The organism is Bordetella avium, assembly GCF_034424645.1.
Classification (GTDB): domain Bacteria; phylum Pseudomonadota; class Gammaproteobacteria; order Burkholderiales; family Burkholderiaceae_B; genus Bordetella; species Bordetella avium.
The window spans coordinates 1,665,231-1,679,904 of the sequence record NZ_CP139969.1; the positions used below are offsets into that span (position 1 = coordinate 1,665,231).

At 62.6% G+C, this 14,674-nt stretch carries 16 protein-coding genes; 3 read left to right on the forward strand and 13 right to left on the reverse strand.

Going from position 1 to position 14,674, the window contains the following annotated elements; all coding sequences use genetic code 11:
* Nucleotides 1–98: 98 nt before the first annotated feature.
* From queD to U0029_RS07970, 3 genes are all read right to left on the reverse strand, one after another.
* Complete coding sequence (gene queD, locus U0029_RS07960; RefSeq protein WP_039052184.1) at nucleotides 99–545, reverse strand: 6-carboxytetrahydropterin synthase QueD; 447 nt, start codon at nucleotides 543–545, stop codon at nucleotides 99–101.
* Nucleotides 546–573: 28 nt separating this feature from the next.
* Entirely contained in the window at nucleotides 574–1,206 is a 633-nt protein-coding gene (gene queE / locus U0029_RS07965; RefSeq protein ID WP_012417685.1) for a 7-carboxy-7-deazaguanine synthase, read from the reverse strand.
* A gap of 88 nt (nucleotides 1,207–1,294) precedes the next feature.
* Nucleotides 1,295–2,314, reverse strand: coding sequence for a glycosyltransferase family 9 protein (locus U0029_RS07970; RefSeq protein ID WP_012417684.1), 1,020 nt, complete (start codon nucleotides 2,312–2,314; stop codon nucleotides 1,295–1,297).
* 449 nt (nucleotides 2,315–2,763) lie between these two features.
* Between U0029_RS07970 and arfB the strand changes: the two genes are divergently transcribed.
* Nucleotides 2,764–3,180 carry an alternative ribosome rescue aminoacyl-tRNA hydrolase ArfB gene (arfB, locus tag U0029_RS07975; RefSeq protein ID WP_114851963.1) on the forward strand — a complete coding sequence of 139 codons (417 nt, stop codon included), beginning with the start codon at nucleotides 2,764–2,766 and terminating at the stop codon, nucleotides 3,178–3,180.
* A gap of 161 nt (nucleotides 3,181–3,341) precedes the next feature.
* Here the strand turns inward: arfB and U0029_RS07980 are convergent, their stop codons facing one another.
* A complete protein-coding gene (locus U0029_RS07980) occupies nucleotides 3,342–4,163 on the reverse strand; it encodes a CPBP family intramembrane glutamic endopeptidase (protein ID WP_114851964.1) in 822 nt (273 codons plus the stop codon).
* A 137-nt stretch (nucleotides 4,164–4,300) separates the two neighbouring features.
* Between U0029_RS07980 and U0029_RS07985 the strand changes: the two genes are divergently transcribed.
* The gene (locus U0029_RS07985; protein ID WP_012417681.1) at nucleotides 4,301–4,690 is read left to right on the forward strand and encodes an MAPEG family protein; all 390 of its coding nucleotides are present in this window, start codon (nucleotides 4,301–4,303) and stop codon (nucleotides 4,688–4,690) included.
* 92 nt (nucleotides 4,691–4,782) lie between these two features.
* On the opposite strand, the gene U0029_RS07990 is transcribed toward U0029_RS07985, so the two are convergent.
* From U0029_RS07990 to U0029_RS08030, 9 genes are all read right to left on the reverse strand, one after another.
* Complete coding sequence (locus tag U0029_RS07990) at nucleotides 4,783–5,223, reverse strand: carboxypeptidase-like regulatory domain-containing protein (protein WP_012417680.1); 441 nt, start codon at nucleotides 5,221–5,223, stop codon at nucleotides 4,783–4,785.
* A gap of 130 nt (nucleotides 5,224–5,353) precedes the next feature.
* Complete coding sequence (locus U0029_RS07995) at nucleotides 5,354–6,121, reverse strand: NRDE family protein (protein ID WP_012417679.1); 768 nt, start codon at nucleotides 6,119–6,121, stop codon at nucleotides 5,354–5,356.
* 1 nt (nucleotide 6,122) lies between these two features.
* Complete coding sequence (locus tag U0029_RS08000; protein ID WP_039052185.1) at nucleotides 6,123–6,611, reverse strand: YbaK/prolyl-tRNA synthetase associated domain-containing protein; 489 nt, start codon at nucleotides 6,609–6,611, stop codon at nucleotides 6,123–6,125.
* Nucleotides 6,612–6,681: 70 nt separating this feature from the next.
* Nucleotides 6,682–8,283, reverse strand: coding sequence for a glycerol-3-phosphate dehydrogenase/oxidase (locus tag U0029_RS08005; protein ID WP_114851965.1), 1,602 nt, complete (start codon nucleotides 8,281–8,283; stop codon nucleotides 6,682–6,684).
* Between the two features lie 28 nt (nucleotides 8,284–8,311).
* Nucleotides 8,312–9,073, reverse strand: coding sequence for a DeoR/GlpR family DNA-binding transcription regulator (locus U0029_RS08010; protein ID WP_162790345.1), 762 nt, complete (start codon nucleotides 9,071–9,073; stop codon nucleotides 8,312–8,314).
* Between the two features lie 161 nt (nucleotides 9,074–9,234).
* The gene (locus U0029_RS08015) at nucleotides 9,235–10,536 is read right to left on the reverse strand and encodes a UDP-N-acetylglucosamine 1-carboxyvinyltransferase (protein WP_114851967.1); all 1,302 of its coding nucleotides are present in this window, start codon (nucleotides 10,534–10,536) and stop codon (nucleotides 9,235–9,237) included.
* A gap of 29 nt (nucleotides 10,537–10,565) precedes the next feature.
* A complete protein-coding gene (locus U0029_RS08020) occupies nucleotides 10,566–11,696 on the reverse strand; it encodes a hypothetical protein (RefSeq protein ID WP_012417674.1) in 1,131 nt (376 codons plus the stop codon).
* 83 nt (nucleotides 11,697–11,779) lie between these two features.
* Entirely contained in the window at nucleotides 11,780–12,409 is a 630-nt protein-coding gene (locus U0029_RS08025; RefSeq protein WP_012417673.1) for a DUF502 domain-containing protein, read from the reverse strand.
* Nucleotides 12,410–12,761: 352 nt separating this feature from the next.
* Complete coding sequence (locus tag U0029_RS08030; RefSeq protein WP_012417672.1) at nucleotides 12,762–13,229, reverse strand: winged helix-turn-helix transcriptional regulator; 468 nt, start codon at nucleotides 13,227–13,229, stop codon at nucleotides 12,762–12,764.
* Nucleotides 13,230–13,367: 138 nt separating this feature from the next.
* On the opposite strand from U0029_RS08030, the gene U0029_RS08035 reads away from it, so the two are divergent.
* The gene (locus tag U0029_RS08035; RefSeq protein WP_012417671.1) at nucleotides 13,368–14,669 is read left to right on the forward strand and encodes a D-amino acid dehydrogenase; all 1,302 of its coding nucleotides are present in this window, start codon (nucleotides 13,368–13,370) and stop codon (nucleotides 14,667–14,669) included.
* Nucleotides 14,670–14,674 lie beyond the last annotated feature (5 nt).

Genomic DNA, 14,674 nt, shown 5'->3' on the forward strand with positions numbered 1-14,674 from the left:
GTAGCCGCCGTCTTGAACGCACAGGGTGGGCCGCACCCGGCCGCTAAGGCCGGACGGACTATCCGCAAGAAAAGGGGGAGGGCCTTGCCGAAGAGAAATCAGTGGCCGTCGCAATCCGCCCAGCAGTTGGGCGTTTCGTAGAGTCGAACGCGTGACAGGCGCAGTGCATTGCCGTAGGCGCTCTGATAGTGCGGCGCGAGCCGCGCAAAAATAATGGCGGCCAGGTTTTCAGCCGTCGGGATACGGTCCAACACTACCGTCTTGTGCCCGGGCAGGGTGGCCAGAAACTCCCGCACGGCAGTATCGCCCTCATAGACCAGAAAAGCATGGTCCCAGACGTCCACGATATGTGTCTTGGCAATGTGTTTGATTTCCGAGAAATCCATCACCATCCCCGTGTCGGACTGGCCGGGCGCCTCGACAACATCGCCGCTCAAGGTGATCTCTAGCACATAGCGATGGCCGTGTAGATTGCGGCATTGGCTACGGTGGTCGGGAATGCGGTGGCCGGCGTCGAACTCCAGCTTGCGGGTGACAGCAATCACGGGCGAACCCCGCAGATAAAACGAACAATCATGGAATGCCTATGTATTTATGGGTCTGCACACTCAAGCGCCATTGCGGATGCGCCATGCAGTACTGCACTGCCGCCTCGGTATGCGCGCGGCGCAATGGGCTATCCAGCGGCTGCAAAAAAAAGTGCTCGAAATCCAGCCCGGCAAAGGCTTCGGGCGGCGCTTCGACCTGAGGGAACACCAGCTTGAGCTCCTGGCCACGGGTTTGCACCACCGGTGCGCGGCCTTTGGGACTGACACAGATCCAATCCACGCCCGCTGGCACAGGCAGCGTGCCATTGGTTTCGATGGCGATCGTGAAACCCTGGGCATGCACGGCGTCGATCAAGGCTTCATCCAACTGGAGCAAAGGCTCGCCGCCCGTGAACACCACATAACGCCCGGCCCTGTCCGGGCCCCAGGTGCGGGCAATCGTGTCGGCCAGGGCTTGCGCGTCACGGAACTTGCCTCCGCCCTCGCCATCGCTACCGACAAAATCGGTGTCACAGAAGGTGCAGGCCGCTGCCGCGCGATCGCTTTCGCGGCCCGACCATAGGTTGCAGCCGGAAAAACGGCAAAAGACCGCCGCCCGGCCCGCCTGGGCGCCTTCGCCCTGCAGCGTCTTGAAAATTTCTTTGGCGGAGTAAGTCATGAACAGCCGGCCGGAAGCGCCGGTTGGGGGGAGAGACATGGCATTTTAGCGGGTGTTGGACCCGTCCAACTCCTCCCCGCCCGGTCTCTCAACGACAGGATGCCAGACAATCCCAGACCGCATCGGCTACTACCGCTGGCGCAATCGCGTCCATGTGTTTATCTCCGACGGGTTCGATGACGTGCAACCAGGGGGCGTAACGCATTGCGGGTGTAGCGCCGAAAAGCCCGATCGTGGGCACACCATGGGCGACTGCGATATGCATGCCCATACTATCGTTGGAAGCAAACACGGTGCAACGCGCGATGAGCGCCTGGCTATCGCAGATTTCCGCGTCCTGTTGCGTCGCGTCCAGCACGGTGATGGTATCTGGCAGCAGGGCACGGATATCCTGCGCAATATGCGCGACATCGCTGCCGCCGATCAACAAGAAGCTGAGTCCGGCGTCGCGCTCGTGCAGCAGCCGAGCGACCTCGGCAAACCCCTGGCTGCTGTAACGCTTATAAGGCTGAGAGCCGTTCAAACCGAATCCGACGATACGGGGCATCTTCCCGAGTAACTGCTCTGCCTTGGCCTTAGCCGAGGGTTTGCAAAATAATGCAGGGTAACGGGGTTCAAACCGATATCCGGCCTTGGCAAACACTAAAGGCAACCAGGTATAGGTATCTGGATGTGGCGTTCCCTTGCGACGCACCCAAGTCCGATGCGTGAGCAGGGCCGCGAGATGCGGCTGGTGGTAACGTACGAAACCCACACGCTGAGGAATCCCCGCCAGGCGGGCCGCCAAGGCCACATGGTTGCGAAACGAGAATAAAAACAGTGCGTCGTAGTTCTTGCTCTTCAGTACTTGCTGCAGATCTGAGATGCGCTTCCAGCCGCGTGACTGATGCACGGCTTGGAGTGATACCACCTCTCGCACATAGGGCTGAGCGCGAAATAGCTCCAGTGCCGGCTCGGCTTGAGTCATCAGCAAGGACACTTTGCCGCCGGTTTGTTCCGCCAGGGCCTGGGCGAACATCATGCCGAGCACGCCGTCACCAATGCCGCCAGAAAGATAAATGGCGCAATTGCGCGCAGCAGTACGAGAGCCGGGAGACGGTTTGAACATGATGTTTGATGAAGAAGGTGTTCGCTATCGATTGAAAATTTTTGGACCGCAGATTCTCTTGCGCGAGACTAACGGAGACCTTGTTGTCTCGATATATATCAGAAAGTTTGCAAGATTATCTATTCCTCACATCAGCCGCGCAGCCCATGCGTCTGCCTAGCCCAGGTCATAAGCCTGTGGCTGAAAATATGAGCATCAGGACATTGGTTCGGGTGTTCCCTGTAAGGGCGGGCAGGCCATGGGAGGCGCGTGTTACCGGCAGACCGCTCGCAATGGCTCGGACGATAGCCCATTCCCCTTAGGGCTGGCTAGCTTTTAGTGCTTGGGAAACCAGCCTTGAGCGCAGATTTTTTGCTCGCGCTTTATGCTCCTGCCCCGGCGCCCTCCTGCAAACTTTCTTTTTCTATGCGCTGGCTTCATCACAGCCCAATTGATCGATTTAAAAAACTATGCTCCACATCAAAGACTCCCTTTACCTCGATGAACGCGAGCTGGACTTTGGAATGATCCGTGCCCAGGGTGCAGGGGGACAAAATGTCAATAAGGTGTCGAGCGCGGTGCATCTGCGCTTCGACGTGCCCGCATCGTCTTTGCCCGATGCGGTCAAGCAGGCCGTACTGGCCTTGCCCGATAGCCGCCTGTCCAAAGAAGGGGTATTGGTCATCAAGGCGCAGGCCTTTCGCAGCCAGGACAAAAATCGCGCCGACGCCATCGAACGCCTCTTGGCGGTGTTGCGGCAAGCCCTGTTCAAAGACCCGCCGCGCCGCGCGACGCGGCCCACCAGGGCCTCGCAGCGCCGCCGCGTGCAGCGTAAAGTGCAGCGCGGCGACGTCAAGCGCTTGCGAGGGCGGGTGGGGCAGGAGTGAGCCGGGTCACCTTGGACAGGCCCGCGACGCTCATCCACCCCACGCCGGTCTGCAATCCGAAATCGAGGTCAGCAAGGGCTGGCGCCTGACGGCTTCAGGCGGTGTTTCGGATCCGTATTGAGTGCGCGGCCCTTGCAGGCGGGCCAGCTCTCCGGCGCGCTTCAGTGCGCCAGAGCGGGATAGCTGAACAAGGCCAGATGCAGGGTGTTCAGCAGCAGATGGGCCAGCACGGCGGCGGCGAGGCCGCCGCGATGAAACGCCCAGCCGTAGAAAAGGCCGGCGAGCGCGGCTAATCCGATGAGGGCAGGCCCCCCCGCGAAATGCGCCAGGCCGAATAGCAGCGCGGCGAGGAGGCAGGCTGGTGCAGGCCCCAGGCGCAGGGCAAGCCCGCGTTGAATATAAGCGCGGAAAAACGCCTCTTCTGCCATGGTGACGAGCAGGGCATTATTAAGCAGCCATGGCCATCCCTGGCTTGGCCAGCCCGGTGACCAGGCGAGCGCGCCCAGCACCCAGGCCAGCCCCAGGCAGCAGATGGCCGCCGCGATACCGGCTTGCAGCCCGGTGCGCAGGCTGTCCTGCCAGCCAAAGCGCAGAAAAGGGGGCGCCATGACCAGCAGCACCCACCAGGCGATCAGGGGTTTATCGAGGTTGAAATAAAGACGCATCGGCGTGGAGCCGGGTTTGAGCGCGGTGCTGTCGATGATGAGCGGGTTATGGAAACCAGGCAGCAGATGTAAGGCCAGGGCGATGGCCGTGATGATGAAGATCAGGTGGCCGAGCCAGGCCTGCCTTGTGCCGCGCACCAGCCATCCGCTGGCAATCAGGAGAGCAAAGGCCAGTAGCGACGGCAGTGTGAGCGCGCTCTGTGCTGCCGCGAGGCCCAGGCCGCAGATCAGCAGCGCCAGCCCGGCTTTGCGCGCCGCCGGCCACCACAAGAGCGCGTAAGCGCAGAAGATGAATATCCAGGTCAGGGAGTCGGTCATGCAGCGCCTCGTTGAATGCGCGGATTGTAAGCATGGCATGCATCGCCCGCTTAGCGGCCTACAAATACGCGTGAAATCCGAGAGGCGGGATGCTAAGGTCGCGCAGGGCCGGCGTGTGGCTGGCCGAGGGGAGAGGCATGATACATATCGTGGCGTTGATGGTGGCGGCTGCCTTGCTGCCTTTGGTGGCATCGATTTCTAGCAAGTTGGGGGGCGAGGGGTTCGACAACCGTGAGCCGCGGCTTTGGCTGCAAGCGCAGAAGGGCTGGCGCGCGCGCGCCAATGCGGCGCAGGCTAACAGTTATGAGGCGCTGCCTTTCTTCTATGCGGCGGTGCTGTTCGCCCTGTATGCGCAGGCGCCCCTGGCGCATCTGGCGGTGCTGATGGGGGCCTGGGTGACCGTGCGCCTGGTGTATCTGGCGCTGTATGTGGGCGGTTATGGCAGCCTGCGCTCACTGAGCTGGGTGGCGGCATTCGCGCTCAACCTGCTGATCCTGTATGCCGGGCTGCAGGCTGCCGGGGGGTAGCGGGGGCAGTGCCCCCGGCACAGCCCTGCTGATATCTCGACAGCCCAGCCGGGTCGTGCCGGCAGCTGTCAGGGCCGGGCCGGCCTCGTGGCTTAACGCCACTCGAAGATGGCGCGCGCGGTGCCCGATTTGCCGATCGTGACGCGGGTGGATTTTTCGGCGCCATTGGAGCTGGCTTTCACGGTGTAGCTGCCCGCCGGCAGATTGGCCAGCAGGAAGGGCCCTTGCGCCACGGTCTTGAGAACGGACTGGCCCTTGGCATTGACGATATCGACCGGGATGTCGGCCAGGTATTCGCCAACGCCGCCTGGGCCGCGCTGGACGAAGGTGAGCATCAGGCGGTACTTGCTGGCGGCGGCCTTGATGGCGCCCGATTGGCCGTCGCCGATACCGCCCGACAAGAATTGAACGTCGCCCTGTTGCTGGGTCTGGGGCAGCAGAGGCAAGTCCTGTGCCAGCGCTGCGCCGCTGACCGTCATCGCGCCGGCCATCAGCAATGCGGCGAGCAGCGAACGTTCGTGGATTTTCTTCATGACAGACACTCCTTACCAGGGAAATGGGGAAACGATAAGGATTGCGCAGGCCTGCGCAATCCTCTCGGGCGATGCTACGACATAATGCTTGGCTCTGGAAGCTGACCCGGGCTGGATGCCCTGATACGGATCAACTTACGGTGCCTGGCAGATGAAAATGCAACGCGGTTTCGCCTGTCAAGCGGGCGGCGGAATCGAAACGCCGCTCGACCAGTTCGCCCTGGCCATTGGCCCGCCATAGCAAAACGGTGGAGCAGCGCGTGCCGTAGTCGGCGCTGACGATAAAGGGGCTGCTCAACAGACGTTCGCGCTCCCGCGGCAGACCGGTGTCCGGCAGCGAGGCATCCTCGGCAACCGTGCGATCGCCAAGCGCGGCGAACAGGGCGGGCAGATCCAGCCCATGTTCGAATGTTTGCCTAACGGCATGTTTGAGCCGCAGTGACTTGGGCCAGGGGCTGTCCAGCAGATGGTTGGACAGCGCATAAAGTCCGTCCTTCAGCAGGCGCGGTTCGCCGCCACGATTGCCGTAGTACCAGGCGTCTTGCCTGTCGCCCACGATAAGGTTGAAGCCGTTGTAACGCCCGCCCTCGCGAGCCACGCTGGCGATGTAATCGCGCGCGGGCAAATCGCCGGCCAGAAAGTGTTCGGCCAGCTTGCCGCGCGAGGGGGCGTCAGGCAGGTGCCGGCCCACTTCGCGGTAGTTGGTGAGGATGGCGTAATGGCCATTGCGGGCTGCGCCCATCCAGGTTCCGCCCGCCAGCAGGTCGCGGCCCGCATAGATGCCGCTGGGCCAGGCCGCAGCCGGTGCTGCGGGCCGGGCGTGGAACTCGTCGCGATTCGCTGCGATCAGCACCGGCAGGCCGGGCAGGGCGTTCAGGGCAAGGACGGCCAGGCACATGTCAGTCGGCTGTTCGCACGAAACGGGCCAGCTCGGGCTGCGCGATGCGGAAATAATCTTCGGTGCGCATGATGATGGAGGCGTCGAGGCGGCCGGCGTTGAACACGATCTCGTCGTGGCGCTGTCGCAGCGATGGGTCCACGATGAGATGCAGCTCGGTGTTGAATGAGAAAGGCGGGATGGCGCCGATCTCGCAGCCGGTCAGTTCGCGAGCCAGTTCGTGGGTGGCCAACGCGGCCTTTTTACCGCCCGCTGCTAAGGCGATCGCATCCAGGTCGGCCTGGCCGTCGGCCGGGAACACCGCCAGCACGTGTTTGCGTTGCTTGGCGCTGATTTTTACGCGGCAGACCAGCGCCTTGGCGCCCTGGCTGACTTCGGTGCCGCGTATCGCGGCCACTTCGACGGATTTGCCGGCGGCGGGATGACGCAAAAGGCGAAAATCGGCCGCCTGCGCGCTCAGCAGGTTTTGCAGTTGCTGGAAAACGTCCATGAAATCAGGAAGGGCGTGGCAAAGCGTCATCATACGCCCGCGGCTTCGCTTGGCCGCGGGCGTAGGCGGTTCAGGCCAGTTTGAAACTCTCGGCGATGGCCTGGAAGTCAGCCAGCGTGCGGGTTTGCCAATCGGCATCATGGCCGAGCTCTTCGGCCAGAATGCGGGCGACCTCCGGCGCGGCTGCCTGAGCAGCGGCGGCATCCAGGAACAGCGCGCGATTACGGCGCGCCAGCACGTCTTCGACCGTGCGGGCGAGTTCGTAGCGGGCCGCATAACGCACATGGGCTTCGCTCAGGCCGCTGGCCTGCACGAGAATGCGGTCGGCGCCTGGTAAGGCCCGCAGAACAGGCAGATCGGTGCCGTAGTAACTGTCGGGCGTGCCCTGCGGCGCCAGCAGGCCGGCGCCCGGAGCCGGCGCACCGTGCAAGGGCAGTTCGGCGCTGCGGCAGGCAGCTTGCGGCAAGAGGCGTTTTTCGATGGCGGTATCGACCACATCCTGCGCCATACGCCGGTAGGTGGTCCATTTGCCGCCGGTAACGGTGATGAGGCCGCTCTGTGCAACCAGAATCGTGTGCTCGCGCGACAGCGATTTGGTGGAGGCATCTCCACTGGCTTTGACCAGCGGGCGCAGGCCGGCCCAGACGCTGGTGACATCGGCACGCGTGGGTTGGCGCGTAAGATAGCGGCCGGCCGTTTCCAGAATGAAATCGACCTCGCCCGGTAAGGGGCGCGGATCGGTCGGCAGATCCTGGCGGGCCGTGTCGGTCGTGCCAACGATGGTGTGGCCGTTCCAGGGCACCATGAAGAGCACTCGGCCATCGTCCGTCTTGGGCACCAGAATGGCGTCATCGCCGGGCAGGAAATCGCGCGGCAGGGTCAGGTGCACGCCCTGGCTGGGGGAGACGATGGCCTGCGCGGCCGGATCATCCATGCGGCGCACGGCGTCCACCCAAACACCCGTGGCGTTGACGACGCATTTGGCATGCAGCGTGTGGCGTGCCCCGCTAAGGGTGTCTTCGGTTTCCACCCCATCAATCTTGCCTTGCGCATCGCGGGTCAGGCCGGTGACGCGCACATAGTTGACAGCCGTTCCGCCCAGATCGAACAGCGTGCGCATGAGCGCCACCGCAAGGCGGGCGTCATCGAATTGGCCATCGTAATAGAGCACGCCGCCACGCAGGCGCTTGCCCTGCACCACGGGCGCCAGCGTGCTGGCGTGACGCAGCGTTTCTATGCGCGACAGCAGGCGGCTGGAGGCCAGATTGAGTTTTCCGGCCAGCAGGTCGTACATCTTCAGGCCGATGCCGTAGAAGGGCTGGTCGAGCAGTGTGTAGGCGGGCACGACAAAGCCCAGAGGCCAGGCCAGATGGGGGGCATTGCGGCTGAGCAGGCCTCGCTCGTGCAGGGCTTCGCGCACCAGGCTGATGTTGCCCTGGGCCAGATAGCGCACCCCGCCGTGAACCAGCTTGGTCGCTTTGCTCGAGGTGCCTTTGGCGAAGTCCGCAGCTTCGATGAGCAGCGTGCGAAAGCCGCGCGCCGCCGCGTCAACAGCGGTGCCCAGGCCGGTTGCGCCGCCGCCGATGACGATGACGTCCCAGGAGTCGGCCGCATCCATGCGGGCCAGCAGGTCGGCGCGGGGGGGCATGGCGGCAGAGGTGGTGGAGTTCATGGTGTAGGGAGAGAAAGGAAAAGCGTGTTCAGGAAGCCGACACATGCACGCCCGCATCGTGCAGGACCTGGGCCAACTGAGGCGCGGGTTCGGCGTCGGTGAAAAAACGGCTGATGCGGGAGATGGGGGCCAGTTCGACCATGGCCTGGCGCTGGAACTTACTGCTGTCGGCGGCCAGCCAGACTTCGCGTGACTGTTCGATGATCGTGCGGGCCACGAGCACTTCGCGGAAATCGTAGTCGCGTAGCGTACCGTCGGCTTCGATGCCGGAAATGCCGATCAGGCCGATATCGACCTTGAACTGTCGGATGAAATCGATGGTGGCTTCGCCGGTGATGCCGCGATCGCGCGAGCGCACGACGCCGCCGGCCACAATGACCTCGCAATCCGGGTTATCCGACAAAATGTCGGCCACATGCAGATTATTGGTGATGACACGCAGCCCGCGATGCTGTAGCAGCGCACGCGCAATGGCCTCGGTGGTGGTGCCGATATTGATCAGCAGCGAGCAGCCATCAGGAACCTGTCGCGCCACGGCTTCGGCGATGCGCCGTTTGCCTTCGGCATGCAGGCCCTGGCGCTGGCGATAGGTGATGTTCTCGATGGTGGATGGTTCACTGCGCACACCGCCATGAAAGCGCGACAGCATCCCCGCCTCGGCAAGCAGATTGACGTCCCGCCGCACGGTTTGCAGCGTGACGTCGAAGGCGCGCGCCAATTCCTCGATGGAGGCCGATCCCTGGGAGCGGACCTGTTCGAGCAAAGCGCTTTGGCGTGGATTCAGTGTCATGGTCTTATGATAAAACAACAAAATCGAAAATCAACAATCCCAAGAGAAAATTCTTTTGTTTTCTTTTTTGCAAAAATTCGAACAAGATCGCGTCGTGTTTAGGCAAAAAAAGGGGCGGATTTTAGGTCCGTCCCCTGTGGGTGAGCTTAGCCGGCTTGCGTTCAGTCGCCGTGGGTCCATTCGACTCGGGCGCCGACCGAGCAAAGGTTTTCCACGAAATTCGGATGCGCGCGGCGGATGGGCAGCGCATTGGTGATCTCGGAGCGGCCCTCGATGCTGGCCGCCAGCATCAACAGTGCAATGGCGACGCGGATGATGTAGGGGCTTTCGACCTTGGCTGGGCTGAGCGGCAGGCCGCCAAAGGTGATGAGGCGGTGCGGGTCCGACAGAAAAACGTGTGCGCCAAATTTCGAGAGTTCGACCGACCAGCCCATCGCGCCGTCGTAGACTTTGTTCCAGAACATGGCGCTACCCTCGGCGCGTACGCCGAGCGCGATGAAAATAGGCAGCAGATCGACGGGGAGATAGGGCCAGGGCGCCGCCTCGACCTTGGTCAGGATGTTTTGCGTGAAGGGGCGGCGTACGCGCAGCGGTCCATCGCTGTGGGCCTGCGACCAGCCATCGCGATGCTCCACCTCGACACCGAATTTGGCGAAAGTGCGGTCGATCAGCGGGAACTGCGCGGGCGCGGAGTTTTTGACAATGATCGAGCCGCCAGTGATAGCGCCGAGCGCGAGAAAGGTGGCGATTTCGTGAAAGTCTTCATCGAAACGGAACTCGCCGCCCTTCAGTTTTCGGCCGCCCTCGATGCGCAGATGCGAGGTGCCGATGCCTTCGATGGGCACGCCCAGCATTTCCAGAAAGCGGCAAAACTCTTGGACATGCGGCTCGGAGGCTGCATTGACCAGGGTAGATACCCCTGCGGCTGACGCGGCGCAAAGCGCAAAATTTTCGGTGGTCGTGACCGAGGCGTAATCCAGCCAATGCTGGTTAGCGCGCATCTGGCCATCGGCACGTGCAATCAAAGAGTCAGGGGCTCGCTCGACGCGGGCGCCAAAGCGCTCGAAGACTTCGACGTGGGGATCGATCTCGCGCACGCCCAGCGTGCAGCCCTTGACGTCATTTTCCAGGCGCGCCACGCCGAAACGCGCCAGCAGCGGGGGCACGAGCATGATGGACGAGCGCATTTCTTCGGGCAGATGATGCTGTGCCGGATCGAAGCAGGTGTCGCGATGGTGCAGCTCGAGCACGCCGGTGGCGTAATCGACGGACACCTCGCTGCCTAGCATGCGGAAGATGTCGAGGATTTTCTTGACGTCCGTGATTTCCGGCACGCCGATCAGCCGCAGCGGTTGATCCGTGAGGAGCGTGGCGCAAAGGATGGGCAGAACGGCGTTTTTGTTGGCTGAAGGGACGATTTTTCCGCTTAGCGGCGTACCGCCGTGGACGATGAGATTGGACATTGTTCTCGGATAAAAAAGGCAGGCCCGGATCAGGGGAACTCAGGCAGCGCGATCTCGGCGTGACCCGGGAGCACCCAGCGGGCGCATTCCCGGGTGGCGTCGATACAGCCGCCCTCCGCGTAAACCCCTTGTGGGTCACGGATGCGCAGCATGCGCTCGAGCACGGCTTGCCGGGCCGCGGGATCGGCTTGGGTTTCGCGGACCCGGGCTTCGACGATATCTTCGTTGATAAAAAGCTTGCCCCCGGCGTCGACCTGAGCGCCGTCGCGCCAATGGAAGATTTCCAGGCATTTGTGCGTCAGCGTATAAGGCTGATCGCGTTTCCAGAAATTATTGAACAGACCCGACCCCAGGTAAAACACCCAAGAGCCCTCATAGCCTTCGACATTCGAGGAGTGGGCGTCGGGGTTGCGGAACCAAAGGCGGTCGCCCGGGACATAAAAGCGGGGCGGCAGGGGCGCGTCCATCGAGCCGTATTCACGCAAAAAGGCTTCATGAAAGCGGCCCGACATCACGGCTCGGGTTTCCCATTGGCGCTGCAGGCGCGTGTACAGCGCCGGATGGCTATCGCGCACTTCCAGCGCAATCCCGAGCACGGTCACGTATTCGGTTGCCCGGTAGCAAGAGAAGGAGTAAGTCTGGCCAGAGACCTGCGGCTGGGTGGCGAGGGTCAGGCCATCGATGAGCGAGCGGCCTGGCACGATGGTGAAGCCGGTCGCTTCATCGTAGGCCCAGTAATCGGCAGGCCGTTCGGCCTTTTCCGTGTCGAAGGCCAGCGCGGTGCGCGTTGCCGCGCGCACGATGTTGCGCCGGATGCGCAGGGCCGCTTCCAGCTCGGCCACATCAGGAAAGGGAAAGGCGACGGGACAAGCCAGCATGGCCAGCACGATTTCCGTTTCAAGGGCAGCATCGCTGCCAGCGGTATCCAGCTTCAGGTCGTGAACCAGGCCGGTCGTGTCACCTTGAGGCAGATGCTGCCGGGCGAAATCAGGCAGGGCTTGGATGCAGACGGCGCCATCGGGCGCGAGGCGGCTCGTGGCATAGGCTTGTAAATCGCGCGAGTACAGAAACGCCTGCGCCTGGCTCAAGGCGGCGGGCGAGCTGGGGAAAATGCGGATGCCGCCCGCATCTCGGAAGGAAGAGACATCATTGTGCTGCATGGATAACGCACCTGGGTGACAAACGCCGGCCGGGCGGCGGGAGCAGACAGGGCGAAGCGCCTTGTCTGTCCGTCAAGCATAAATCAGGAGGGCTGATCCGTGTGGGGCGGAGTCGGCGGTGTTTGATGCTCCGCGCGGGCCATCCAGGCGATGAGCGAGGAGCGCATGGCTTCTTCGACCGACATATTGATGGGTACGACCCATTCGGTGGGCACGAAAACGGTATAGCCGCCGATCATATACCCCATGGGCAGATAGACCGCCACCCGTTCGCCGGGCAGAAACCCCGCAGGCAAGCCTTCCATGCCGCGCCGGGTCACCAGACCGACCAGCTCCAGGGCCTGACCGGGTATGCGCAATATGACCACCTGCTGCGAAGTGGCCTTGGACCCGGACGAAAAATAGTCGGCAAAACTCTTAATCGACGAGTAGATGCTCTTGATGACTGGCAGGTTGGTAAAAGGCATTTCCACCAACAGCAGCAGCCGCTGGACTCTTTCTTTGGAAACCAGATAGCCGATGGCCAGAATGACGAGTATGCCCAACAGCAGGCCCAGGCCAGGTATATAGAAGTCGCCGATAAAAGGGCGAACGAAAGTCAGCGCGATGGCTTCCGTCCACGCCAGGAAAACAAAGAGCAGATAGAGCGTGAGCGCGATCGGCAAAATCGTGATCAGCCCGAGAAAGAAATAGCGGTAAAGGCGTCGGGTCATAAAAAAGCTCCGGGCGGGCGGTTTGCCTGCCCATGTCAGGCGCCAATGGTACAAAAAAAACCCCCCACGCTGCGCGCGCTTGGCGCGCTTGCTGCCCCCCGAGGGGGCGCTACCCGCCTTGGGGCGGCCCGGCGGCGGGGCAAACCCCCACGCTGCGCGCGCTTGGCGCGCTTGCTGCCCCCCGAGGGGGGCGCTGCCCGCCTCGGGACGGCTCGGCGGCGGGGCAAGCCCCCCACGCTGCGTGCGCCCGGGGCGCTTGCTGCCCCCGAGGGCGCGCGTCGTGGGATGTTTTGCCGCCATCACCAAGGGAGAGGACGGATGCGGCGTGTTTGCTGGGTGTTCAATGCGGGGGTCAGGGATCGAGGGGCAGGTAGAGGGATTCCTTGATTTCTTCCATGACGACGTAGCTGTGCGATTCGGCGGATGCGGGCAGGCGCTTGAGAATCTCGCCCAGCAGGCGGCGGTACTCGGCCATTTCCGTCAGGCGGGCCTTGACCAGATAGTCAAAGTCGCCAGACACCAGATGGCATTCCATCACTTCGGGCACGTACATCAGCTCTTTTTTGACTTTATCGAAGACATCGCCCGATTTGGCGGACAGCCGGATTTCGAGAAAGACCAGCAGGTTTTTGCCCAGTGCCACCGGGTTGAGGCGCGCGTGGTAGCCGGCGATCACGCCATCGCGTTCCAGGCGTTTGACGCGCTCGGAGCAGGGCGTGGCCGACAGGTTGACCTGTTCGGCCAGTTCGGTGATGGATATACGCCCGTTGCGTTGCAGTATGTCGAGGATTTTGCGGTCGGTGCGGTCGAGTTCACGCATTTCACTTAGGCGAGGCAAAAACAAAGGGATAAGAAGTGAAAATCTGATATCAATCTAAAGATTTTAGTGATTTTCACTGCTAACGGGGTTTTACACTACCCGGATTCTTGGAGTTCGAGCGAGATCACGGGGATCCTCATGCATATCATCGTTCTGGGCAGCGGCGTTATCGGCACCACAACCGCTTTTTATCTGGCTCGGCAGGGGGCGCAGGTCACCGTGTTGGACCGCCAGCCCGGACCCGCCGACGAGACCAGTTACGCCAATGCCGGTCAGGTGTCGCCGGGCTATTCCACGCCTTGGGCAGCGCCTGGCATCCCGCTCAAGGCCTTGAAATGGCTGTTCCAGAAACATGCGCCGCTGGCTCTTCGAGCCGACGGCAGCCTGTGGCAATGGCGCTGGATGGCGGCCATGCTGGCCAATTGCACGGCAGACCGCTATACCGTCAACAAAGAACGCATGTTGCGCCTGGCCGAATACAGCCGCGATTGCCTACGCGAGCTGCGTGACAGCACCGGCATTCAGTACGAACAGCGCACCCAGGGCACATTGCAGCTTTTCCGCACCGAGGCGCAACTCGAGGCGGCGCGGCGCGATATCGCCGTGCTTGAAGAGGTGGGCGTGCCTTACGAAGTGCTGGACCGCGATGCGCTGCCGGGCGCCGAGCCTGCCCTGGCGCGTTCGCTGCACAAGTTGGCTGGCGGCTTGCGCCTGCCCAATGACGAAACGGGCGATTGTCGCCTGTTTACGCGCGCGCTGGCCGAAGCCGCCGCGAATCTGGGTGCACGTTTTCACTTCAATCAGGCAGTCGAAGGCATGGTGCTGGAGAATGGCCGCGTGACGGGCGTGCGGGTCGGCGGCGAGCCTATGCAGGCCGACGCTTATGTGGCGGCCTTCGGCAGCTACACGCGCGGCTTCCTCGGCCCGCTCGGTCTGGATCTGCCGGTTTATCCGGTCAAGGGCTATTCGCTCACTATTCCCATGCGCGACGCGCAGGCCTCGCCTGTTTCGACGGTTTTGGATGAAACCTACAAGATCGCGATTACCCGTTTCGACCAGCGCATCCGCGTGGGGGGCATGGCGGAACTGGCCGGTTTCGATCTGACGCTGCGTCCGCAGCGCCGCGCCACGCTCGAAATGGTGGTGCAGGATCTCTTCCCTGGGTGCGGAGATGTGGCTGCGGCCGAGTTCTGGACAGGCCTGCGTCCCATGACACCGGACAGTACGCCCATCGTTGGCGCCACCCGTTATGACAATCTCTTCCTGAATACCGGTCATGGCACCCTGGGTTGGACCATGGCCTGCGGCTCCGGCAAGCTCATGGCGGACATCGTGATGGGCCATCAGCCGGCCATCCGCGCCGACGACCTGGCGTTGTCGCGTTACCAGGGCAAAGCTTCGCCTGCAGGCGGGTTGGACCTGAAGCAGGGCCGCGCCTGACGCGT